The following is a 21,572-nucleotide window of genomic DNA, read 5'->3' as shown; positions in this document are numbered from 1 at the left end:
GTAACCGTTTCGAGGTAGGTGACGGGTCTTAGGTGAGCCGTTGAAAGCGACTTTAGGCTGATCGATTGAATTGAAAAATCCGCTAAATCGGTTTTGTTTGTACACAGACATGCACAATACTCAGCGCATCTACACCACTGAGCCCGAACCGATGAATCAGTTAATGGCGATCCGCACCTTCGCCCGCGTCGTGGAAAGCGGTTCGTTCACCAAAGCCGCCGACTCGCTGAACCTGCCGAAAACCACGGTCAGCAAACTGATCGGCCAACTGGAAAACCACCTCGGCGTGCGCCTGCTGCAACGCACCACCCGCCGCCTCACCGTCACGGCCGACGGCGCTTCCTATTACCAACTGACCCAGCAATTGCTGCATCAACTGGACGACATCGATCAGGGTTTCAGCCAGGCGCAAGGCCTGCCGCGCGGCAAGATCCGCGTGGACATCGGTGGCTCGACCGCGACGATGCTGGTGATCCCCGAACTGCCGAAATTCTTCGAACGCTATCCGGACATCCAGATTGATCTGGGTGTCAGCGATCGCCCGGTGGACCTGATCAGCGAACGCGTCGACTGCGTGATTCGCGGCGGCCCTCTGACCGAACAAACCCTGGCCGTGCGCCGCCTCGGCGAAGTGTCCTGGACCACCTGCGCCACGCCCGATTATTTGCAACGCTACGGCACCCCGAGTCACCCGCTCGAACTGGCCAGCCATCAATTGATCGCCTACCGCTCGGCCTCCACCGGGCGCATCCTGCCGTCGAACTTCCAGCGCAACGGCGAACGCCATCAAATCGAAGGCAAAGGCCTGATCAGCGTCAACGAGAGCAACGCGCACCTGGCGGCCGGCCTCGCCGGACTTGGGATCATCCACACCTTCAGCTACACGGTGAGGACGGCGATCGAGCGTGGCGAACTGGTGCCGATCCTCGAGGACTGGCGGCCGTCGGCGTATCCGTTTCATGTGCTCTACCCGCCGAACCGACATTTGAGCAATCGGGTGCGGGTGTTTATCGATTGGCTGGTGGAGCGATTTGCGCAGGTTGATTAAGGCGTTGCGGCGCATTGCTGATTTTTACGCAAAACACCTTTGACCCAGGGCCGGTTCTTCTCATGTCCGCAGACCGGGATACTGACGGCCATCGAAATCATGGGAACCGCACAATGCAAACCGATTACGCAGCCTGGGCCTGGACGTCCGGCCAAGGGCTGGATGGCCTGACACTGACCCGCAAACCCCTCGTGCAACCCGGCCCCGGCCAGGTGCTGGTGGCCAATCGCGCCATCGCCCTGAACCCGGTGGACTGGAAAATCATCGAGTGGGGCCATCCCGCATGGAGCACCGGGCGTGTGCCGGGTGTCGACGGCATGGGCGTGGTGGTCGCGGCCGGCGCCGGCGTGACGCTGCAACCCGGCAGTCGCGTGGCCTATCACCAATCATTGGCGAGCGATGGCAGCTTCGCCGAGTACTGCCTGCTGGACGCCGCCACCGTGCTGTCGGTGCCCGCTGCGCTCGATGATGCGGCTGCCGCATCGCTGCCCTGCCCCGGTTTGACCGCGTGGCAAGCCGTGGAAAAAGTCCCTGCCGGCGATGCCGCTGATGTGCTGGTGATCGGCGCCGGCGGCGCGGTTGGTCTGCTGCTGGTGCAACTGGCGGTGCAACGCGGCTGGCGAGTCTGGGCGACCGCGTCCGGCGCGCATCATGCAAAACTCAAATCCTTGGGGGCGGTCGGCGTATTCGATTACCGCGAACCGGACTGGAAAACCGCACTCACGGCCAGTCTCGGCGAACGTCGCTTGCACGCCGTGTTCGACACGGTCAGCGGCGCTCACGCAGCAGAAATGGCCAGCATGCTGGGCTACAACGGTCATCTGGTGTGCATTCAGGATCGTCAGGAAACCGCGCCGGTTCCGGCGTTCAGCTCTGCGATTTCGCTGCACGAAGTGGCGTTGAACAGCTACCACACCCACGCCAGCCTGCAGGATCGCCAGACGCTGCGCCGCAATGGCGAACAGCTGCTGCAAGCCCTGCTCGACGGCAGCCTGATCGGCCCGGCGCTGCAAACGTTCGACTTCCGCGAACTGCCTCAGGCTCTGCGCGCCTTGAAGGACGGCGCCGGTGGCGGGAAATGGGTGGCGCGTCTGCCCGCCGTTTGAAGCGCGTCAGTCGAGGCCTTCCCTTGCGCCTTGACTGACCTCCCGGGTCAGACAATCAATCAGCGCCCGCGCCGATGCCGACAGCTGCCGATGTGGCGGGTAGATCACCGAGAACGGTCGGGAGCGCCCGCCCGACTGTTCAAGCAATCGCACCAGCCGCCCGCTTTCGATCCGCTCGCGAACGATGAAGTCGTAGGTCTGGCAGATGCCCAGCCCCTGTTCCGCCAGCGACACGATCCCCAATACATCGTCGGACACCTGGATATTGGCGCTGGGCAGCCATTCGCGATCTGCGTCCTGCTCACGAAACAGCCACGGCCCGACGCGGCCGGTGCTGGGCATCACGAACGGCAGGCACGCATGCCGCTGCAGATCGTCGACACTTTGCGGCGTCCCGGCCCGTTGCAGATAATCCGGCGCGGCAACCACACACAAACGCGCATCTTCCAGCTTGCGCCCGATCAATCCGCTGTCCGGCAGCGCGCCCAACCGAATAGCCAGGTCGTACCCTTCGGCCACCAGATCGACGTTGCGATTGCTGATACTCAACTCAACGCGCACTTGCGGATATTGCCGGGTGAATCGGGCAAGCATGGCCGGCAAACGATAGTGACCGTAAGTGGTCGGCACGCTCAGGCGCACACGGCCACTGAGTTCACCGTCCTGCCCCTGGATCGTGCGCTCCGCATCATCGATCAGGCCGAATGCGGCTCGCGATTGCTCCAGATACAACACACCGGCATCGGTCAGGCTCAAGCGCCGCGTAGTGCGCCGCAGCAACTGCACCCCCAGACGCGCTTCAAGTCGCGAAATCGCCCGGCTGACCACCGACGGCGTGGTTGCGAGAAACACCGCACCGGCGCTAAGCGAACCCTTTTCCACCACCGTAACGAACACTTCGACGTCAGCCAGATAATCGAATCGGCGGCTCATCTTGATCTCCAGAGAACAAATGCTTTGCTGTGGCGAGAGTTTATCGCCGCCATGAGCATCAATACAGTGAGCCGCACTTTCCTTCACGTTCTGGAATCGCCATGCGCTCATTCACTCGTCTTGCTTTCGCCTTGTCTCTCTCCGTTGCCGCGTTGAACGCCCAAGCCGCCAATGTGCTGGTGGTGCTGTCGGATTCCGACCATCTCGATCTGAAAGACGGCAAGGTATTCAGCACCGGTTTCTACCTCAACGAACTGATGCAACCGGTCAAGCTGCTGCTCGATGCGGGCCACACCGTGACCTTCGCCACTCCGACCGGCAAGGCGCCGACGCTGGACCGGTCCTCCGACGACAAGATGTATTTCAACAATGACGTCGCGGCCCTGCAGACCCACAAAACGCTGCTGGATCAACTGAAGATCACCTCGCCCGGCGAGTCGCCGGTCATCAGCCTCTCGCGGGTCGAGCAAGTCGGCTACGACCATTTCGATGCCGTCTACATTCCGGGTGGCCACGCACCGATGCAGGATCTGTTGCACAGCCAGGCGCTGGGCAAACTGCTGAACGACTTCCATCAAAAAGGCAAAACCACAGCGCTGGTTTGCCACGGCCCGATTGCGCTGCTGTCGACCCTGACGGATCCGATCGCATTCACCCGGCAACTGGAAACCGGCAAAGCCACAACGGCGAACGACTGGACGTATGCCGGCTATAAGTTCACGGTCATCAGCAATCAGGAAGAAGAGATCGCCAAAGGACTGCTGAACGGCGGCACGATGAAGTTCTACCCGCAGACCGCGCTGGAAAAAGCCGGCGGTGTATTCAGCAGCAACACATCGGCGTGGGCCAGTCATGTGGTGGTTGATCGTGAACTGATAACCGGGCAAAACCCGGCGTCTGCACTGGGTGTCGGCAAGACGCTTGTTGAACGGTTGAAGTGATTGCCGGTTCCGGGCCCGACACTGGTCGGGGTTTGTCCAGGCTGACGTCATCGTGAGCTGGCTCGGTCCCACACTTAAACGCGTACTCCTGTGGGACCGAGCCTGCTCGCGAAGGCGATGGTTCAAACACTGCAAACTCATGGACATCCCCAACAAGTCCCCCGTTTCGGCTAACCTGACGGTGCACACGATGACCTTTGCCCCAGTCGGCGCATCGTTCCTGAAGCCCACGAAACGGAGAATTCCATGCTCAAGCGAACCCTGGCACTGACCGCAGGTCTGGCCCTGTCCTTTACCGCCGTGCTGGCGCAAGCCGCCGACGTGTTGAAGGTCAGCGCAATCCCCGATGAAGCCCCGACCGAACTGCTGCGCAAGTTCGAACCGCTGGGTGCTTATCTCAAGCAGAAGCTGGGGATGGACGTCGAGTTTGTGCCGGTGGCCGACTACCCGGCAGTAGTCGAAGCCCTGGCCACCAATCGCCTCGACATGGCGTGGCTCGGCGGTTTCACCTTCGTCCAGGCGCAACTGAAAAGTGATCCCAAAGTGATTCCGTTGGTGCAGCGCGAACAGGACGCGCAGTTCACCAGCAAATTCATCACCGCCGACCCGAACGTCAAAAGCCTCGCCGATCTCAAGGGCAAGACCTTCGCCTTCGGCTCCGTATCGTCCACCTCCGGCAGCCTGATGCCGCGCTACTTCATGCTCAAGGACGGCATCAAACCGGAAACCTATTTCAGCCGCGTCGGCTACTCCGGCGCCCACGACGCCACCGTCGCCTGGGTGCAGGCCGGCAAGGTCGACGCCGGTGTGCTGAACGCCAGCGTCTGGCAAAAACTGGTGGACGCCGGCAAGGTCGACACCAAAAAGGTCAAGGTCTTCGCCACCACCCCGGCCTACTTCGATTACAACTGGACCGTGCGCGGCACCCTCGACCCGGCGTTGGCGGCGAAGATCAAAAAAGCCTTCCTCGACCTCGACCCGGCCAACCCCGAGCACAAGAAAATCCTCGACCTGCAAGCCGCCAGCCGTTTCATTGAAACCAGCCCGGACAACTACAAAGGCATCGAGGAAGCCGCCCGCGCCGCCGACTTGCTGAAATGACGCTGCGTCTCAAACACGCTTTTTTGCACCACACCAATGGCGTCGCAGCGCTGCGCGGTGTGGATCTGCAAATTGATGCCGGCGAGCAGGTGGCGATCATCGGCCCGTCCGGCGCCGGCAAATCCAGCCTGCTTAATCTGCTGGCGACCGCCATTCGGCCCAGCAGCGGCGACATCGAAGTGCTGGGCGAACGCGCCTGGCATTTGTCCGCCCGTGGGCGGCAACGCCTGCGCGCCCGCATCGGCCTGGTGCATCAGGCGCCGCCTCTGCCGCCCCGGCAACGGGTGGTGACGGCGGTGCTGGCCGGCAAACTCGGCCAATGGAGCCTGGGCAAAAGCCTGATCAATCTGCTCCACCCGCTCGACGTGCCCGGTGCCCGCGCCGCACTGGCGCGGCTGGATCTGGCCGACAAACTCTTCAGCCAGTGCCAGCAACTGTCCGGCGGGCAATTGCAGCGGGTCGGCATTGCTCGCGTTTTGTATCAGGCGCCGGAGGTGTTGCTGGCCGACGAACCGGTCTCGGCGATGGACCCGGTGCTGGCCGGACACACGCTGTCGATTCTGTCGCGCCATGCCCAGGAACATAACGTGACGCTGGTGGCGAGCCTGCACGCAGTGGAGCTGGCGCTGTCGCACTTCCCGCGCGTCGTCGGTCTGCGCGAGGGGCAGATCCTGTTCGACTGCCCGTCCGCGCAGGTCAGCCGCGACATGCTCGACACCCTCTACGCCAATGAACAGTTGCAATCGCCGGCGCCTGCCGTCACCCCACTGATTGTGCAGATTCCGCGATGCTGAGCGCCGACACCCGCGACCCCGCCGCGCTGCCACGGTTGCTGCTGACCGTGCTGGCGATTGCCTTGCTGTGGCCCGGCATCCAGCTCAGCGAACTGGATCTGGGCGTGCTGTTTCATGCTGACAGCCAGAGTGAAATGGGCCGCTTCGTGTCGATGTTCTGGCCGCCGGCACACGACGAAGCGTTCCTGCAGATACTGCTCAAAGCCACCCTGCAAACCCTGGCCATCGCCACCGCCGGCATGGCCCTGGCTCTGTTGTTGGCAGTGCCGGCCAGCCTGCTCGCCAGCCGCGCTTTGTCGCTGACCGCCGCCTCCCGCAGCGGCCGCCCGAGCCTGTTGGGCCGCCTGCTACGCTGGCCGGTGCGCGGGCTGCTGATCTTCCTGCGCAGCGTGCCGGAAATCGTCTGGGCGCTGCTGTTCGTCCGCGCCGTCGGCCTCGGCCCGGCGGCGGGGGTGCTGGCCATCGCCATCACCTACAGCGGCATGCTCGGCAAGGTCTACGCCGAAATCTACGAATCCGCCGACCAACGCCCGGCCCACGCCCTGCTCCAGGCCGGCAGCGGCCGCCTCGCCAGTTTCGCCTACGGCGTACTGCCCAACGTCGCGGCGGAACTGCTCTCCTACACCGTCTACCGCTGGGAATGCGCCATCCGCGCCTCGGTGGTCATGGGCTTCGTCGGCGCCGGCGGCCTCGGCCAACAGATCGACCTGTCGATCCGCATGTTCGCCGGCGGCGAAGTCGCCAGCATGCTCCTGACCTTCCTTCTGCTGGTGCTCGGCGCCGACCAACTCAGCCGCCTGCTGCGCTGGAGGCTGACATGAAACGCCTGATCAACACGGCACTGATCCTCGCCATCGTCGCCGCCGTCATCGCCTCGTTCACTTATCTGGGTCTCGACCTCAAAGAACTCGGCAGCCCGACCGGCCTGAAACACATGGGCTCCTACATCGCCCGCTTCCTGAGCCCCGACCTCAGCCCCGGCTACCTGACTGCCATCCTGCGCGGGTCGATGGAAACGCTGGCCATGTCTGCACTCGGCACCCTCCTCGCTGCCGTGCTGGGCCTGCTATTGGCGCTTCCCGCCGCTGGCCGGTTTGGCTGGTTTTTTCAGAGTGCTGCGCGTCTGGTGCTCAACGCACTGCGCGCGATTCCGGAACTGGTGTGGGCTGCGTTGATGGTGCTGGCGGCTGGGCTTGGGCCGAATGCCGGGACACTCGCGCTCGCCCTACACACCACGGGCGTGCTGGGGCGGTTGTTTGCTGAAGCGCTGGAGAACACGCCACCGGAGCCGGCGGATGCGATTCGGTTGCAGGGTGGGAATCCGGTTTTGGCGTTCTGCTACGGCACGCTGCCGAACCTGGCGCCGCAGTTGCTGGCGTATTGTTTGTATCGGTGGGAGAACAATATTCGGATGGCCAGCGTGCTGGGGTTTGTCGGGGCTGGGGGGTTGGGGCAGATGTTGTATGTGAGCTTGAGTTTGTTTCAGGAGGCGCAGGCGGGGACGGTGATATTGGCTATGCTGATTTTGGTGTGGGGGGTGGATTGGCTGAGTGGTTGGAGTCGGGGGCGGTGGGTTAAGGCTTAGGTTGGATGGTGTTTGAAGTCGGGTAACACAAGTATTTGTCGAGGCCCCAGCCGGCTAGGAGCGGACACTCGCATTTCGAATCGCATGAGCTATAGTCGACTAAAGATGCACTGTCTAAGACCTCGTAATTTCGGGAGTGCCCTTGTCGATTTTTCTCTTTTGCCCTATCGCTTGCTAAAGAGCGAGTCAACTAGCTCAAATGAAGATGCGTAGATAACGAACGTTACGTCACGCCATTTTTTAAGATACGCTTTGTTTGTCGCCAGCTTATCACAGGGAGTAAGTATGCAAATCACCACCAATTTAACTCTCAGCGCTGCGGAAGAAGCAGAAATATCCGCAATTTTAGGCTGTAATACTGCCGATCTTAACGATCGCTTGAATTCCTGCCTTGGTGCATCAATCAACGAATATTTGGCTATGTTCCGTGGGCAAAGGGTCTTCAAGCGTGGTAGCGACATGCTAGAGTACCGACTGCTGCTTCTCATCGAAACTGCATTCAACGGCGTCATTCCAGACGAGCGGACAGTCAGCAGTTTGTTTCAAACAACATTGACAGAAAGTCGGTCGCTTATTCGGTCGGTAATTTCAAAATATCAGTACCAACTGAAATCTCACGTTGAGCGCACTTTGAGTTCATCACTGACCGCAGCGAATCGACAAAACAACACTCAAGACTACACGGTGGTTATAAACAGTCAGAACGTTGTTGATGAGTTAAATAAAGCCCTAGCGGATATTGACGGCAGCCTCTCGCCAGTCGGAAAAAAGAAGGGTAGCGTTTCCACTTATGAGATATCCCCCTCCTCGTACAATCGTCTTTGTGCAAAATTTAACGTTCAGCCTAACCCATAACTTTCCATGAGTGATCTATTGTCAGCATCAAGCCTACTTATGGCTATCGCGGCAATACTCTTCAGCCTTTGGTATGCGGATATCTCAAAGGCTCTTGAGATAGAGCCAAAAAATCATAGAGAAGACAACGTCGCGGCAAAAAAAACAGTTACAGCAATACTTCTCAGCAAAGCATTACCTGTAGCAATAATGGCGCTCACAGTGACGTTAATTTTTCTGCCAGACGCCATTAAAATTGCTAAGCAATCTTTTATCATTTACGCGACCAACGACTTCGACCTCGTTAAGTACGATGCTGTCCGTGCAGCATACTGTTTCGTAACATTATTATCTGCTGTTCTCTCTATTTATATGTGGGGATTAATCTGGAAACTTGCCTCATTGCGCGCACGTCTGAGTTAATGGTGTCTAGCGGACGCTTTAATAACCCCTTTTTTAAGTTTTAAATACAGCTCACTTCAATTTTAAAAAAACAAAAAAAGGAATAAAAAAGGGGACACAACAAAAAAGGGTGGCAGATTTATTTTTCCAAAAAAATAAATCTGCCACCCTTTTCTGGTTGATCTTTTAATGGACCAAGCGCAAGGAAGAATATTTTTTAGAATTGAATCTTGACGGACACATGATCCATATCAATGGACAAATACCGCCAATAAGAAAACAGAAACTAATAAACCAAGGATACTTATTTACCGACCGCATACAAAGGTGACAGACTCTGTCACCTTTCACTTAAGCACGAATATCATTCAAGAAACACTTGATCTTTTCATACTCGTCAAACGTCACTTCGTACGTAACCAAAATTTTTTGCCCCGGCCAATCCTTCACAACTAAAAACCTCTGCAAAAAACCCCACGCTGACGCTAACAAAGTCAACACCCCAAGATAACTAATCAAATAAAAACTAAATACAAATATCAGTTGCCACCCCTCACTGAAATCCAGCAGCGACGCCAAATAAATCAAACAATTGGTAGCCACTACAAACAACAGAAGAAAAATCCACACACAAAAACCGTGCAACCCGACTTTAAGTTTCGCGCCTTTCATTTTTAACCTTTCAGATAAATATAGCAATCACGCCCAACGCGTTCGCATTATCATCTACAACTCGACGACTTGAACAGCCAACACTTTACTCTCGAGCTTAAATAACAACACTTTCTCGAAAAAAGAATTCGAACCATATAAATACAGAAACGTCCTACAGCTCACCCTTAACTCTATGCAGTAATCTCGCGAGGCTTTAGGAATTGAGAAGGTGAAAAGATATATCCTCAGAACATTAGTCCGCTTCTCTTTTGTTGATCGTTGAAGGCATTGTGATAGCATTCGTCCGCTCCCCCCGGAGAGGGGGATTTTTTCTACATCCCGCAAGGAATATGCCCCGTGAAAGACTTCGTCATCAGCGTCAACAACACCGTCCTCTATCTCTCCCTGGCATTCATCTGGCTGGTCGCTATCGTCGCGATTTTCACCAGCGGGTTCTTGCCGGCGCTGGGTATCTTCGTGGCCGGCACCCTGTGCTGGTGCATCATTTCCGGCTTCTGGTTCGTCCAGTCGGCGACCTACGAAGAACTGCGCAAGCTGAACGCAGCCAATAAAGGCTGAAACGTCAGGGTGGGGCCACAAGTGCCCCGCCCTACCCTGAGTGCTTGGTTCCGTGCCAAGCGTTTCTCTCTGCTGCGAACTACTCGCACGCCCCCGCCTCCTCCGACCTGCAAATAACTTCGCCCTTTCCCTTTCAGCCAATAAGTGACCGGACTGCTTATCAGAAAATGAGCCCTCACCTTTGAGCGCTTAAACAGGTTCGTTTAAAGCAACCCGCCGTAACTTCCTCGAGGCTACAACGCCTTGCGTCATTGCCTACGACTACGCCAGAATCCGCCGGCTTGTGCGTCTGGGGTGCGGCTTTTATCGTTCCGGGGTCACTGAAAAACAGTGATCGGGTTTGGTAGCCCGGTATTTCCAGGCGCATAGCGCCACCTCTTTGCAGGGATCGTTCTCGTCTCTGCTTTTTTATGGTGGCCGTGCGCAGGGCTTCTTCGGAAGCGCCGGGTTCCTGGACCGGTCTACCAACCTGAGCATGGCCACCACCTCACGTTTGGTAGCGAAGGGTGATGGCTCCTAAATTGCTTTCCAGGAGATACATCATGATCAAACCAACACCCAACCCACCCGAAACCGACACCACCTCTCCCTACGAATCCCCCAACTCCAAAAAACTCCACGACGCCGCAGAGCGCGCGCTGGATCACTACCTCTGCCCCGCCGCCGGGATCATGTCGTCCTGCAACGAACCCGAGCGGATGTACCTGGCCAATCCGAAGTACAACACCGAATGCTTGCTGGCCAACGCCAGCGAAAACCTTGGGGCGGCCAGTGAGATGCTGAGCAATTTCGCGGCAACGCTCGATCCGTCCCATCGCAAGATGGCGATCGGTATTGCGCAGGTGGTGATGATTGCCGAGCTGGCGGTGAATCAGGCGCTGGATCACGTCGAGGCCGCGTAATCTCACGATGGCTGCAGGAGCAGTCCGTGGCTACTTCTACAGCGAATCATCGCGGTCCGTATTGTGACTGGAACAAGTGCGACTGAGGCCGGCACGACATATCGTGCCGGCCTCAAAATCGGCAATGAAATGAGGCAGATCTGTTATCCGGTAGCGGGATAAAAGGTCTGCCTCATTTTTTGCGTTAATGCCTGCCTCAGGCTTCAGTGCGATAACGTGCAGCCGCCTTACTCGACGACAAATTGGGCATGAGCTTCTGACGCGCAGCCTCATAGGCATCCAGATCGGCAATGTCCGGAAGCGCCGGAATGGTGACGAACTCGCCCTGATCGAGGCCGGACAGTGCCGCGTCCACCATGTCTTCCGCGCGCATCACGATGGCTTCCGGCAGATGCTCCAGCGGTGTGCCGGCCGCGCCCCAGAACTCGGTGGCCGTCGCGCCGGGCAGGACTGCCTGAACGCGCACATTCTTGTCCGCCAGTTCATGACGCAAGGATTGGCTGAACGCCAGAACGAAGGCCTTGGAGCCGCCGTAAACGCCGTTCAACAACTCCGGAGCAATGCCCACGATCGAGGCGATGTTGATCAGTGTGCCGCCGCCACGGGTGACAAACCCCGGAACAGCCGCGTAGGTCAGTCGCATCAGCACATTCACGTTGAGCGTGAGCAAGTTTTCGAGTGTGTCGACGTTCGATTCCAGCAGCGGCTGAGTCGCGCCAATCCCGGCGTTGTTTACCAGCAGAGAAATGCTGGCATCGGTCTTCAGCCGCTCCTCGACCCGTGCCAGATCGGCACGGTCGGACAGGTCAGCGGCCAAGACTTCTATGTTGCGACCGGTTTCGTCACTCAGTCGTTTGGCGAGGGCATTGAGGCGTTCGCGATTTCGCGCGACCAGGATCAGGTCGTGGCCACGTCGGGCCAGGCGTTCGGCATAAACGGCACCGATGCCGGACGAGGCGCCGGTGATGAGGGCAGTACCGAGGCGGGATTGAGTCATGTCGAGTCTCCAGGGTGGTGGGAAGCACTGGACGACAGCATGCGACGGCTAGGCGATATCTCAAATGACGTATAAGGTAGTGATTCAGGACATTCGAGATAAATCATGCATCGCATCGGCTATTTGCTCACTGACGGCTTTCAGGTGCTCTCGCTGGCAACCCAGGCTGTTTTCGAGTTCGCCAATCAGGTCGCCGAGGAGCCCTTCTACAGCGTCGAGAATTTCTCGCCGGACGGCGGCATGGTGCGATCCTCGCTGGGGCTGGCCCTGGAAACGCGTCCGCTTCAGGCGCCCGGGCTGGCCGATACGTGGATCGTGGTCGGGGTCAACGACCCCGTAAAAAATGAGACGCCCACGGCGGTGCTCGATTTCGTACGCAAGGCCGGCAGCCAGGCCAGGCGCACCGTCGGTATCTGCACGGGCGGTTTCATCCTCGCCGAGGCAGGTTTGTTGAGCAACCGACGTGCGACAACCCACTGGGCCTACGCCCAGACCTTGCAGAAGCGCCATCCCGAAATCAGCGTCGAAGTCGATCGCATCTATATCGTCGATGGCCCTTTCTGGACGTCAGCGGGCATGACCGCAGGCCTGGACCTTGCGGTCGGCATGGTGGAAAAGGATCTGGGGGCCGAGGTCGCCCGCTCGGTGGCACACAAACTGGTGATGCACCAGCACCGGTCCGGCGGGCAGTCGCAGCACTCGGAAATGCTCGACCTCGCGCCCAAGTCCGACCGTATCCAGAGCGCTCTGAACTATGCGCGAAAACATTTGAATCGCGCGCTCAGTGTCGAAGAACTGGCCGGCGTAGCACACCTGAGCCCGCGCCAATTCACCCGCATTTTCAGCGCGGAAACCGGTCAGTCGCCCGCCAAGGCCATCGAAGGCCTGCGATTGGAGGCCGCTCGTTTGATGATTGAACAGAGCCGGCATTCCCTCGATGTCATCGCCAGCGAATCGGGTTTTCGTGATCGCCGGCATATGCGTGAAGCCTTCATCCGAGGCTTCGGCGTGCCTCCGCAAGCGGTGCGGCGCGATGCTCGTCGGGTTGTGCCGGAACTGCATTCCTGACAGGAATGCCCCCATAAAAAACATGAATTTTATTTAGGGCGCCCAATCTTTTAGCGTGGCCACTCCGCATATGGAGATGACGCTATGAATGATTCAAGCCTGCGCCTTTACGTCGATGCTCAATTCACCAGTCCCTACGCAATGTCGTGCTTTGTGGCCCTTCGAGAAAAGGGAATCGAGTTCGAAATGAGTACCCTGGATCTGGACAAACTGGAGAACCAGGCCAGCGATTACGCCCGTCTTTCGCTGACTCAACGGGTGCCCACCCTCGTGCGGGGCGACTTTGCGTTGTCGGAGTCATCGGCGATTACGGAATACCTGGAAGACGTGTTCCCCCAGACACCTGTTTACCCTGAGGCCCCACAGAAACGCGCAGCGGCGAGACAAGTTCAAGCGTGGCTTCGGAGTGATCTTCTACCGATCCGACAGGAGCGCTCTACGCTTGTCGTGTTCTACGGCGTCAAATACGGCCCGTTGTCAGCGTCGGCTGAGGCTGCCAGGCAAAAGTTGGTTGATGTCGCTCAATGGCTGCTGACCGACAATCCGGATTACCTTTTTGGTGAGTGGTCGATCGCCGATGTTGATCTGGCATTGATGCTGAACCGGTTGATACTCAACGGGGACACGGTGCCGGCTCAGCTGGAGGATTACGCGCAGCGCCAATGGCAACGCCCGACGGTGCAAGAGTGGGTCAAGCTGCAACGACCTCGAATCTAGGAAAAAACGGGGACTCAGTGAAAATGGGGACAGTGAAAATGGGGACAGATTTAATTTTTTCAGAAAATAAATCTGTCCCCTTTTCTCTTCAGAAAATAAATCTGTCCCCTTTTCTCCGCCTTTTCTCCGAATTTCAATCAGATCACTCACCCCGCCTTCAACAAAATGATGCCGAGCCAGTTCAATCTTCGACGGTTCAAACTCGCTGCCGATCAGCACACCGCCGCCGCTGGAACGCCTGCGCACGCTGGTGCATGCGTTCATTCGTTCGGAGTGCGAGGAAGCGCAGATGCGTGGCGCGTTGAGTGATGCGGCGCCGCTTTATCGCGATGCGCCGCAGGCCCATGAAGTGCGGGCGGCGGGCAAGCGGATCTTTGCGACATTCATGGTGGAGTTGCTGCCCGGGGCCAGCGAAGCCATTCGCTCGCAAGCTGCGATCTGATCCTGGCCACGCTCAGTTCGGTGGGAAAGGATTTTTCACTCAGCCCGCGCACCGACGAAGAAATCACCGCCCGCGCCGAGGGAATGGCGGACATGTTCAGCGCTTATGTGCTGACACTCGAAGCCCGTCGAAGCTGCTGATACGCCGCCACCAGTTGCGCTTGATTGAACGCCAGGTTGCGGCCGCTGGGATTGGGCAGAATCCAGACTTTAGCGCCGCCGAACGTGTCCTCTTGCAGCCCCCATTCAATCGACTTCCTGCCGGATAAACCGGCGTACGCCGCCTTGCCGAGAAACGCCACGAAGCGCGGCGCGTAGCGGGCGATCTTGCGTTCGAAGCTGGTAGCGGCTGCGGTGAATTCCTCGGCAGACAGTTGATCCGCACTCGCTGTCGGCCGATCGACCACGGCGGTCAGGCCGCAGTCAAAGTGCAGAATCGAGCGGTCGTCTTCCGAACGCACTTCATGGGGTGTGAAACCGGCCAGGTGCAACGTGCGCCAGAAGCGGTTGCTGCGGCCGGCGAAGTGATGGCCCTGCTCTGCGGCCACTAACCCCGGATTGATTCCGCAGAACACCACGGACAAACCTTGAGTGAGGATGTCCTCAAGCCCGTTCAACCGCAGATCACCTTCACCGCATCGCGCGCCTGCCCCGCCAGTTCTTCGCGGGATTTACCGGCGCGGGCGCGGATCGAGATGCTGTGCAGCAGCGATGACGCGAGCATGGCTCGTGCGGCGGCATCCACATCGCCGGTCAGTTCGCCGGATTCAATCGCCCGTTGCAGGCGGGCTTCAAGATCGGCATCGAGCTGGCTCAAGCGCTGGGACAGCACGTTGCGGATTTCCGGGTCCTCGACCGCTTCGGTGGTCGCGGTGCCGATGGCGAAACAGCCGCGTGGCTGGCCGTCGCCGGAAAAATAGATCGCCAGTTGCCCTTCGTAAAAACCGGTCAGGGCCTGTTCCAGGGTCAGGCTGCTGTCGTTCAGCGCGGCCTGCATGGCGGCGTGGGCGGTGTCCCAATACTGGTCGAGGGCCTTGATGTAAAGCGCGTGTTTGTCACCGAACGCGGCGTACAGGCTGGGGCGGTTCATGCCGGCGGCGCTGGCGATGCTGTCCAGTGACGCGCCGGAATAGCCTGTGTTCCAGAACACGCCAAGTGCCTGTTGCAGAGCGGTTTGCGGGTCATAGGCCCGTGGACGGCCACGGCCTTTTCCTTCTGTCGGTTTATTTTGTGCCATGTCGTACAAATTCCTTGCAGGGAAATGAAGTCGCTCATATTCTTACACCATCGCACAAAATTAAGGAATCAGAAATTCCTTGATCGGCAGGTTTGTTGTAACAGCGCTCGAACCGAGGCTGGCGACGACGAAACAGCGGCAACAGAGAACCCCTCCTGCACCGCGCACTGACTTGATGACGCACCGCATTCAACGCCGCCCAGCACTTTGGAGAGAGCCGTTCATGAATCAGCCATTAGATCTCACCGCAGAACAAGCCCGCGCTCACCCCGTCGACGCGCCGCCGAAGAAGCCACTCAAGCAGCATCTGCGCCCCGTATTGATGTTCGGCGCTCCGGCGCTTTTCGCCGCGATTGGCTACGGCCAGTACGTTGCCAACGAGCCGTTCGTTTCCACCGACAACGCCTATGCCCGCGTGGCCAAGGCCTCGATAAATGCGCGGATTTCCGGGCAAGTGGTCGAGATCGCGGTCGACGACAACCAGCCCGTGCGCAAAGGCCAGGTGCTGTTTCGTATCGATCCCAAGCCGTTGCAGATCGCCGTCGACCGGGCCGAAGCACAACTGGCCAATGCTCGCTTGCGCATCGACGGCCTCAAGGCCAGCTATCGCCAGCAGCAAGCCGAGCTGCAATCGGCGAAAGCTTCGACGGATTACGACCAGAAGGAGTTCGCCCGCAAGAAAGCCTTGATCGCCACCGAGTTCGTGTCGAAGGCTCTTTACGAGCGCGCCGAAACCGACCTGAAAGTCTCGCGCCAGCGCATCGCGTCCATCGAGCAACAGATCGCCAGCACCGTCGTCGCGTTGAACGGCAACCCGGACATTGCCCTCGACGATCACCCCACCGTGCGCGAGGCCAGGGCGCAACTCGACGAAGCGCAGTTGTATCTGTCCTACGCCACGGTCACCGCGCCGGACGACGGCATCGTCGCCAAGGTCGATGATTTGCAGGTGGGCAATTACGTCAACAACGGCGCACCGGCGTTCGCGCTGATTTCCGACCGGGAAATCTGGATCGAGGCGAACTTCCGCGAGACCCAGGTGACGCACATGCGCCCCGGCCAGACCGCGACCATCACCCTCGATACCTACCCGGATCGCCCGTTCAAGGCACACGTGATCAGCATGAGCCCCGGTGCCGGTGCCGACTTCGCGCTATTGCCGCCGGAGAACGCCACCGGCAACTGGGTCAAGGTCGTGCAGCGGGTACCGGTTCGTCTGGAACTGGACGAGGCCGATCCTGCCTTGCCGCTGTTCTCCGGCACCAGCGCCACGGTCAAGGTTGATACCGGGCACCGCACGCCATGGTGGCATCCGCTCAAGTCGTTGTTGTCTGCGGGTAATTCGTGATGAACAGCTCAACAGCCGATGCGCGGGCACTGCGGTTTGTCGCCCTGCTCGCCACCTATATGCAGTCAGCCAACCTGCCGTTGCCGAACGCCGCGCTGCGGTTGATTCAGGGCAGTCTGTCGATGACCGACGATCAGGCCGGATGGATTTTCACCGCTTATCTGGCCGCGAGCGCGATCACGATGCCGGTCGCGCAATGGCTCGCCGGACGCTTTGGGTTGAAGCGGGTTTATCAGACAGCGCTGGTGCTGTTCGCCCTCGGTCTGTGGCTCGGCACGCTGGCCGGCGCGCCGCTGGAGTTCATCGCCGCACGCATTCTGCAAGGCCTGGCCAGCGGCGTGATTGCGCCGTTGTCGATGGCTATCGCTATGGAGTCACTGCCTGCTGAACACCGCCCGGCGTTCGGCCCGAAATGGACCGCGCTGGTGCTGTTCGGCATCGTCAGCGGCCCGAGCATCGGCGGCGTGATCTGCGAGTATTTCGACTGGCGCCCGATGTTCTACCTCAGCCTGCCGCTGACCGCGTACATCCTGATAGTGGTGTCGTTGCTGCTCGCCGAGAAGAAAGCAGACTCGCGCCCAGCATTTGATTTCTTCGGTTTCGCCAGCTTCACGGTCGGCATGATCGGCCTGCAGATGCTGCTTGATCGCGGCGAACGGCTGGACTGGTTCGACTCGCCGGAAATCTGGATCGAAGCGCTCGCCAGCGCCCTCGGCCTGTACCTGTTCGTCGTCCATGCGCTGACCCGCAAGACCCACTTTCTCAGCAAGGGTTTGTTCGGCGACCGCAACTTCATGTTGTCGACCGTGATGTTCTTCGCCCTGGGTTTCGTGTTGCTGTCGACCATGGCGCTGACCTCTCCGATGCTCGATGAAATCCTCGGCTATCCGCCGGACACCACCGGGTTGCTGACCGTTCCCCGTGGCATCGGGCTGGTGGGTGCGTTTCTGTTGATGATGCGAGCGCCGGCATGGATTGACGCGCGACTGTTTGTCGCCGCCGGCATCGCGCTTGTGGTGTACGCCAACTGGCTGATGCTCGGTTATTCGCCGCTGATGGACTGGACGCCGGTGGCCGTCACCGGGTTCATCCAGGGCGTGGGGCTGGGCATTCTGATGCCGGCACTCAGCAAGACCGCGTTCAGCACCATCGACCCCAAGCTGCGCCCGGAAGCCACCGGTTTCTTCAATCTGATGCGGGTCTACGGCAGCACCCTCGGCGTGGCCGTGGTGCAGATCTTTTTCTTCAACAACACCCAGGCGATGCACTCGGCGCTGGTCAGTCAGCTCACGCCTTATCGCCTGGCCATGCCGACGTCGTTGCCGGCGCTCGAAGGTCTCAACCATCTGGTCACCCATCAGGCGGCGTTCGTCGCGGTGATGGGCCAATTCAAGATTCTGATGCTGGCGATGCTCGTGGTGAGTCCGCTGGTGATGTTCCTGCGCAAGCCCGTTGCGGCCAACTGATGACGTGGAGTCTGAACCATGAAAGCTTCTATGCGCCTCTCACCGCTGGCGATGCTGGTGATGTTGTCCGCTTGCACCGTCGGCCCAGATTTTCAACGGCCTGCCGAGAGCCCGTCGCTGCATTACGATCAAGCTGCCGAACAGCATTTCACGATGGGCCAGCGACTCGACGGCGATTGGTGGTCGGCGTTTCGTTCACCAAAACTCGATCAGGTTGTGCGTCGCGCCATCGACGGCAATCTCGAACTGGCCGCCGCTGACGCGACTATTCGCCAGGCCGCTGCTTCGGTCGCGGCGGCGGAAGGTGTGCTTTATCCGCAGGTCGATTTCGGCGCCTCTGCCGGTCGCCAGCGTACGCACAACGGGCCGCAACCGGTGGTTTCCAATTTCTACGGGATCGGGCCACGGGTCGTGTTCGATCTGGACGTTTTTGGCGGCAACAAACGCACGATCGAACAGCAGCAAGCGCTGACCGATCTGCAAAAGCATCGCTACGAAGCAGCCTGGCTGACGTTGACCGGTGATGTCGCCAGCCAGGCTTTGCTGCTGGCCTCGGCCAACGCGCAGATCAACGCCGTGGAAACCCTGCTGGCCAACGACGCGAAAAACCTCGATCTGGTGCGCCGAGCCCAGGCAAGCGGCAGCACCACGCAAATCGACGTGTCGCTGGCCGAAACCCGCCTTGCTCAGGATCGCACGTTGCTGCCGCCCCTCGCCCAGCAGCGCGATGCAGCGCGTCATGCGTTGTCGATTCTGGCCGGCAAAGGTCCGGCAGACTGGATTGCGCCGGACTTCAGTCTCGACGAGTTCGCCCTGCCGTCGAACATTCCGGTCAGCCTGCCGTCGACCATGGCCCACACCCGGCCGGACATCCTGCAAGCCGAATCCGAACTGCACTTCGCCAGCGCGGCGGTGGGTGTCGCGACGGCCAATCTGTACCCGCATGTCGAGCTGTCGGCCTCGCTGATGCAAGCTGCCTCAGGCAATGGCGGCGCCGCGCTCTGGGGATTTGCCGCCGGGCTCACGGCGCCGGTCTTCAACGGCGGCACGCTCAAGGCTGAGCGCGAAGGCGCAGTCGAAGGCTACAACGCGTCGCTCGCCCGCTATCAACAAACGGTGATTCAGTCCTTCGGCCAGGTTGCGGACACCTTGCAGGCGCTCAACCACGGCGCCGAGCAAAACCTGGCGCAGGACGATGCCCTGCGCGCCGCCGACGCGAGCCTGCGCCTCAATCGCCAGGCCTACGCCCAGGGCGAAAACAGCCTGCTGCAGGTGCTGGAAGCCGAACGCGCCTATCAGCAAGCCTTGCTCGGACAGATTCAAGTGAAGACCGCGCGTTATCTCGACTCGGTGCGCCTGTTCGTGGCGCTGGGTGGCAACTCGGTGGGTGTGCTTGATCAGAAACTCGCCGCCCGCAAGACCTCATCCCTTCTATAACGGCAGATACCGGAGACACGACATGACTTACGAAGCCTTTCACGATGAACTTCGCGACACCCGCATAGCGTTGAACAACGGTGCTGGTTCGATGCCGGCCGTGGGGTTTGGCACGCTGTTTCGCGACTTGAGCACCACTACCGAAGCAGTCAAATGCGCGCTGGAAGTGGGCTTTCGCCACTTCGACTGCGCCGAGCGCTATCGCAACGAAACGCAGATTGGCGAAGCCTTTGCGCAGGTGTTTGCGGCGGGCCAGATCCGTCGCGAAGACGTGTTTGTCACCACCAAACTGTGGAACACCAACCACCGCCCCGAGCGGGTCAAACCGGCGTTCGAAGCCAGTTGCCAGCGGCTGCAGGTCAACTATCTCGACTGCTATCTGATCCACACGCCGTTCGCCTTCCAGCCCGGCGACGATCAGGACCCACGGGATGTGTTCGGGCACGTGATCTACGATGGCGAAACCCGTTTGATCGACACCTGGCGTGCCCTCGAAGCGCTGGTGGATGACGGTCGCTGCAAGTCCATCGGGCTTTCCGACATCACCCTCGCCGCGCTGAAGAACATCGTCGCCGCCGCACGGATCAAACCAGCGGTGGTGCAGATCGAATCCCATCCGTACCTGCCCGAGTGGGAGATGCTGGAGTTCTGCAAGGAACACGGCATCATCCTGCTCGCCTTCGCCCCGCTGGGCCATGGCATGGAGCCGAATGTGCTTGAGGATTCGGTGCTCACCGGGATCGCCCGGCACGTACAAAAAACCCCGGCGCAAGTGGCCCTTGCCTGGGCGGTGCAGCGGGGAACGGCGTTCCTGACGACCTCGGCGAACCCGAGCCGGATTCAGGAAAACTTCGATATCGCGACGTTGCCGCACCGGGCGATGCGCGAGATCAGGGAAGAGATCACGACGCGAATCCGCTTCAACTCGGTGGTCGAGACGGGCGTACCCGGTTTCATTCCCCGCAAAAAGTGACCATGGCGAAGGGGCGGTCTACTGTGAGGTCGCCCCTATATTCTTTCCACCTGCCTGTTGAGACGACACCGATGGACGTTTTCCAGAGCATGCGTTTCTTCATCGCCGTCGCCCAAAGCGGCAGCTTCACTGCCGCGGCCGAGTTGCTGGACACCAACACCACCAACGTCTCCAAAGCCATCTCCGCCCTCGAAGCGCGTCTGCACACCCGGCTTATCAACCGCACCACCCGGCGTCTGGCCCTGACCGAGGCCGGCATGCGTTATCTGGAGCGCTGCGAAAAAATCCTCGATGACGTGCGCGAAGCCGACGAAGAAGCCGGCACCGCCCAGACCTTGCCCGTTGGCCGCTTGAAAATTCACACCATGTCGGCCATCGGCAACCACTACGTGATCGACGCCATCGCCCGCTATCGGGAAATTCACCCCACGGTGATGTTCGACCTGACCCTGACCAACCGCGTCCCGGACCTGCTCGAAGAAGGCTTCGACATGTCCATCGTGCTGGCCCGCGACCTGCCGGATTCCGGCTTCGTCGCGCAACGTCTGGGCATCACCTACAGCATCCTCTGCGCCTCGCCCGCCTACGTGGCAAAACGCGGATTGCCGCAAACACCGGGTGAGCTTTGCGAGCACGAGTGTCTGCGCATCGTCAACACGGTAATGCCGGTGGAGAACTGGACTTTCGAAGGGCCCGAAGGCATGGAAACCATCACCATTCCCGTGTCGCCCTTTCACATCAACACCGCCGACGGCATGACCATCGCGATCGGAAAAGGCATGGGCATCGGCATTCAGCCGATCGCATCGGCCGTGGATGGCCTGAGGGCGGGAACACTGGTGCGGGTGCTGCCGGAATACCGGCTGGAGGAGTTGAACCTGTTTGCGATCTATCCGTCGCGCAAGTTCGTCGATGCGAAGATCAAGACCTGGGTTGAGTTTCTGAAGCAGTCGATCCCGCAGTTACTGGCATCGGATGAAGACGTGGTTGGAGCGAAAGCGGTTTGAGC

Annotated in this window: 22 protein-coding genes and 2 pseudogenes; 19 read left to right on the top strand and 5 right to left on the bottom strand. The window is 59.6% G+C overall.

The window, feature by feature from the left end:
- Positions 1-151 precede the first annotated feature (151 nt).
- Both AC1MDC_RS14405 and AC1MDC_RS14400 read left to right on the top strand, forming a co-directional pair.
- The gene (locus AC1MDC_RS14405) at positions 152-1,048 is read left to right on the top strand and encodes a LysR family transcriptional regulator (RefSeq protein ID WP_480393221.1); all 897 of its coding nucleotides are present in this window, start codon (positions 152-154) and stop codon (positions 1,046-1,048) included.
- Between the two features lie 113 nt (positions 1,049-1,161).
- Positions 1,162-2,154, top strand: a complete 993-nt coding sequence (locus AC1MDC_RS14400; RefSeq protein ID WP_480393220.1) for a zinc-binding dehydrogenase — start codon at positions 1,162-1,164, stop codon at positions 2,152-2,154.
- 6 nt (positions 2,155-2,160) lie between these two features.
- On the opposite strand, the gene AC1MDC_RS14395 is transcribed toward AC1MDC_RS14400, so the two are convergent.
- A complete protein-coding gene (locus tag AC1MDC_RS14395) occupies positions 2,161-3,087 on the bottom strand; it encodes a LysR family transcriptional regulator (protein WP_227235382.1) in 927 nt (308 codons plus the stop codon).
- Between the two features lie 101 nt (positions 3,088-3,188).
- On the opposite strand from AC1MDC_RS14395, the gene AC1MDC_RS14390 reads away from it, so the two are divergent.
- The 9 genes from AC1MDC_RS14390 to AC1MDC_RS14350 all read left to right on the top strand — a co-directional run bounded on the left by AC1MDC_RS14390 (position 3,189) and on the right by AC1MDC_RS14350 (position 10,879).
- A complete protein-coding gene (locus tag AC1MDC_RS14390) occupies positions 3,189-4,028 on the top strand; it encodes a type 1 glutamine amidotransferase domain-containing protein (RefSeq protein WP_480393219.1) in 840 nt (279 codons plus the stop codon).
- A 246-nt stretch (positions 4,029-4,274) separates the two neighbouring features.
- A complete protein-coding gene (locus AC1MDC_RS14385) occupies positions 4,275-5,129 on the top strand; it encodes a putative selenate ABC transporter substrate-binding protein (RefSeq protein WP_480393218.1) in 855 nt (284 codons plus the stop codon).
- Positions 5,126-5,923, top strand: coding sequence for a phosphonate ABC transporter ATP-binding protein (locus AC1MDC_RS14380; protein WP_480393217.1), 798 nt, complete (start codon positions 5,126-5,128; stop codon positions 5,921-5,923). The genes AC1MDC_RS14385 and AC1MDC_RS14380 overlap by 4 nt, the downstream gene beginning before the upstream one ends.
- A complete protein-coding gene (locus tag AC1MDC_RS14375; protein WP_480393216.1) occupies positions 5,917-6,744 on the top strand; it encodes a PhnE/PtxC family ABC transporter permease in 828 nt (275 codons plus the stop codon). Before AC1MDC_RS14380 ends, AC1MDC_RS14375 begins: the two co-directional genes overlap by 7 nt.
- Entirely contained in the window at positions 6,741-7,508 is a 768-nt protein-coding gene (gene phnE, locus AC1MDC_RS14370; RefSeq protein WP_480393215.1) for a phosphonate ABC transporter, permease protein PhnE, read from the top strand. The genes AC1MDC_RS14375 and phnE overlap by 4 nt, the downstream gene beginning before the upstream one ends.
- Positions 7,509-7,793: 285 nt before the next feature.
- On the top strand, positions 7,794-8,363 hold the full coding sequence (locus AC1MDC_RS14365; protein WP_480393214.1) for a hypothetical protein: 570 nt from the start codon (positions 7,794-7,796) through the stop codon (positions 8,361-8,363).
- Between the two features lie 6 nt (positions 8,364-8,369).
- Entirely contained in the window at positions 8,370-8,765 is a 396-nt protein-coding gene (locus AC1MDC_RS14360; RefSeq protein WP_480393213.1) for a hypothetical protein, read from the top strand.
- A gap of 990 nt (positions 8,766-9,755) precedes the next feature.
- Complete coding sequence (locus AC1MDC_RS14355) at positions 9,756-9,977, top strand: hypothetical protein (RefSeq protein ID WP_085690574.1); 222 nt, start codon at positions 9,756-9,758, stop codon at positions 9,975-9,977.
- A gap of 542 nt (positions 9,978-10,519) precedes the next feature.
- A complete protein-coding gene (locus tag AC1MDC_RS14350) occupies positions 10,520-10,879 on the top strand; it encodes a DUF6124 family protein (protein WP_085700267.1) in 360 nt (119 codons plus the stop codon).
- A gap of 196 nt (positions 10,880-11,075) precedes the next feature.
- On the opposite strand, the gene AC1MDC_RS14345 is transcribed toward AC1MDC_RS14350, so the two are convergent.
- Positions 11,076-11,876, bottom strand: coding sequence for an SDR family NAD(P)-dependent oxidoreductase (locus AC1MDC_RS14345; protein ID WP_480393212.1), 801 nt, complete (start codon positions 11,874-11,876; stop codon positions 11,076-11,078).
- Positions 11,877-11,981: 105 nt separating this feature from the next.
- Between AC1MDC_RS14345 and AC1MDC_RS14340 the strand changes: the two genes are divergently transcribed.
- Both AC1MDC_RS14340 and yfcF read left to right on the top strand, forming a co-directional pair.
- The gene (locus AC1MDC_RS14340) at positions 11,982-12,944 is read left to right on the top strand and encodes a GlxA family transcriptional regulator (RefSeq protein WP_480393211.1); all 963 of its coding nucleotides are present in this window, start codon (positions 11,982-11,984) and stop codon (positions 12,942-12,944) included.
- Between the two features lie 84 nt (positions 12,945-13,028).
- Positions 13,029-13,661: a glutathione transferase gene (gene yfcF / locus AC1MDC_RS14335; RefSeq protein ID WP_480393210.1), complete on the top strand. Its 633-nt coding sequence runs from the start codon at positions 13,029-13,031 to the stop codon at positions 13,659-13,661.
- A gap of 126 nt (positions 13,662-13,787) precedes the next feature.
- On the opposite strand, the pseudogene AC1MDC_RS14330 reads toward yfcF, so the two are convergent.
- A pseudogene (locus AC1MDC_RS14330) lies at positions 13,788-13,898 on the bottom strand (O-methyltransferase); the annotation flags it as partial.
- On the opposite strand from AC1MDC_RS14330, the pseudogene AC1MDC_RS14325 reads away from it, so the two are divergent.
- A pseudogene (locus AC1MDC_RS14325) lies at positions 13,885-14,243 on the top strand (TetR/AcrR family transcriptional regulator); the annotation flags it as partial. The pseudogenes AC1MDC_RS14330 and AC1MDC_RS14325 overlap by 14 nt on opposite strands.
- On the opposite strand, the gene mug reads toward AC1MDC_RS14325, so the two are convergent.
- Both mug and AC1MDC_RS14315 read right to left on the bottom strand, forming a co-directional pair.
- On the bottom strand, positions 14,207-14,719 hold the full coding sequence (gene mug / locus AC1MDC_RS14320) for a G/U mismatch-specific DNA glycosylase (protein WP_480393209.1): 513 nt from the start codon (positions 14,717-14,719) through the stop codon (positions 14,207-14,209). The pseudogene AC1MDC_RS14325 and the gene mug sit on opposite strands and share 37 nt — an antisense overlap.
- A complete protein-coding gene (locus AC1MDC_RS14315; RefSeq protein WP_085700272.1) occupies positions 14,716-15,339 on the bottom strand; it encodes a TetR/AcrR family transcriptional regulator in 624 nt (207 codons plus the stop codon). Before AC1MDC_RS14315 ends, mug begins: the two co-directional genes overlap by 4 nt.
- Before the next feature lie 223 nt (positions 15,340-15,562).
- On the opposite strand from AC1MDC_RS14315, the gene AC1MDC_RS14310 reads away from it, so the two are divergent.
- From AC1MDC_RS14310 to AC1MDC_RS14290, 5 genes are all read left to right on the top strand, one after another.
- On the top strand, positions 15,563-16,687 hold the full coding sequence (locus tag AC1MDC_RS14310) for an HlyD family secretion protein (protein ID WP_480393208.1): 1,125 nt from the start codon (positions 15,563-15,565) through the stop codon (positions 16,685-16,687).
- Positions 16,687-18,153, top strand: coding sequence for a DHA2 family efflux MFS transporter permease subunit (locus AC1MDC_RS14305; RefSeq protein WP_085703766.1), 1,467 nt, complete (start codon positions 16,687-16,689; stop codon positions 18,151-18,153). Before AC1MDC_RS14310 ends, AC1MDC_RS14305 begins: the two co-directional genes overlap by 1 nt.
- Positions 18,154-18,171: 18 nt before the next feature.
- A complete protein-coding gene (locus tag AC1MDC_RS14300; protein WP_480393207.1) occupies positions 18,172-19,590 on the top strand; it encodes an efflux transporter outer membrane subunit in 1,419 nt (472 codons plus the stop codon).
- A gap of 22 nt (positions 19,591-19,612) precedes the next feature.
- On the top strand, positions 19,613-20,563 hold the full coding sequence (locus AC1MDC_RS14295) for an aldo/keto reductase (RefSeq protein ID WP_480393206.1): 951 nt from the start codon (positions 19,613-19,615) through the stop codon (positions 20,561-20,563).
- 71 nt (positions 20,564-20,634) lie between these two features.
- On the top strand, positions 20,635-21,570 hold the full coding sequence (locus AC1MDC_RS14290; RefSeq protein WP_085703764.1) for a LysR family transcriptional regulator: 936 nt from the start codon (positions 20,635-20,637) through the stop codon (positions 21,568-21,570).
- Positions 21,571-21,572 lie beyond the last annotated feature (2 nt).

The sequence above is a fragment of the Pseudomonas sp. 1 genome, from assembly GCF_056626735.1.
The sequence above is the reverse complement of the archived record's forward strand: the minus strand, read 5'-3'. Positions and strand labels throughout refer to the sequence as shown.

Excerpts from the sequence above, each read along its gene's own strand:
- AC1MDC_RS14405 (WP_480393221.1), top strand. The coding sequence starts at position 152 with ATGAATCAGTTAATGGCGATCCGCACCTTCGCCCGCGTCGTGGAAAGC.
- AC1MDC_RS14400 (WP_480393220.1), top strand. The coding sequence starts at position 1,162 with ATGCAAACCGATTACGCAGCCTGGGCCTGGACGTCCGGCCAAGGGCTG.
- AC1MDC_RS14395 (WP_227235382.1), bottom strand. The coding sequence starts at position 3,087 with ATGAGCCGCCGATTCGATTATCTGGCTGACGTCGAAGTGTTCGTTACG.
- AC1MDC_RS14390 (WP_480393219.1), top strand. The coding sequence starts at position 3,189 with ATGCGCTCATTCACTCGTCTTGCTTTCGCCTTGTCTCTCTCCGTTGCC.
- AC1MDC_RS14385 (WP_480393218.1), top strand. The coding sequence starts at position 4,275 with ATGCTCAAGCGAACCCTGGCACTGACCGCAGGTCTGGCCCTGTCCTTT.
- AC1MDC_RS14380 (WP_480393217.1), top strand. The coding sequence starts at position 5,126 with ATGACGCTGCGTCTCAAACACGCTTTTTTGCACCACACCAATGGCGTC.
- AC1MDC_RS14375 (WP_480393216.1), top strand. The coding sequence starts at position 5,917 with ATGCTGAGCGCCGACACCCGCGACCCCGCCGCGCTGCCACGGTTGCTG.
- phnE (WP_480393215.1), top strand. The coding sequence starts at position 6,741 with ATGAAACGCCTGATCAACACGGCACTGATCCTCGCCATCGTCGCCGCC.
- AC1MDC_RS14365 (WP_480393214.1), top strand. The coding sequence starts at position 7,794 with ATGCAAATCACCACCAATTTAACTCTCAGCGCTGCGGAAGAAGCAGAA.
- AC1MDC_RS14360 (WP_480393213.1), top strand. The coding sequence starts at position 8,370 with ATGAGTGATCTATTGTCAGCATCAAGCCTACTTATGGCTATCGCGGCA.
- AC1MDC_RS14350 (WP_085700267.1), top strand. The coding sequence starts at position 10,520 with ATGATCAAACCAACACCCAACCCACCCGAAACCGACACCACCTCTCCC.
- AC1MDC_RS14345 (WP_480393212.1), bottom strand. The coding sequence starts at position 11,876 with ATGACTCAATCCCGCCTCGGTACTGCCCTCATCACCGGCGCCTCGTCC.
- AC1MDC_RS14340 (WP_480393211.1), top strand. The coding sequence starts at position 11,982 with ATGCATCGCATCGGCTATTTGCTCACTGACGGCTTTCAGGTGCTCTCG.
- yfcF (WP_480393210.1), top strand. The coding sequence starts at position 13,029 with ATGAATGATTCAAGCCTGCGCCTTTACGTCGATGCTCAATTCACCAGT.
- AC1MDC_RS14315 (WP_085700272.1), bottom strand. The coding sequence starts at position 15,339 with ATGGCACAAAATAAACCGACAGAAGGAAAAGGCCGTGGCCGTCCACGG.
- AC1MDC_RS14310 (WP_480393208.1), top strand. The coding sequence starts at position 15,563 with ATGAATCAGCCATTAGATCTCACCGCAGAACAAGCCCGCGCTCACCCC.
- AC1MDC_RS14305 (WP_085703766.1), top strand. The coding sequence starts at position 16,687 with ATGAACAGCTCAACAGCCGATGCGCGGGCACTGCGGTTTGTCGCCCTG.
- AC1MDC_RS14300 (WP_480393207.1), top strand. The coding sequence starts at position 18,172 with ATGAAAGCTTCTATGCGCCTCTCACCGCTGGCGATGCTGGTGATGTTG.
- AC1MDC_RS14295 (WP_480393206.1), top strand. The coding sequence starts at position 19,613 with ATGACTTACGAAGCCTTTCACGATGAACTTCGCGACACCCGCATAGCG.
- AC1MDC_RS14290 (WP_085703764.1), top strand. The coding sequence starts at position 20,635 with ATGGACGTTTTCCAGAGCATGCGTTTCTTCATCGCCGTCGCCCAAAGC.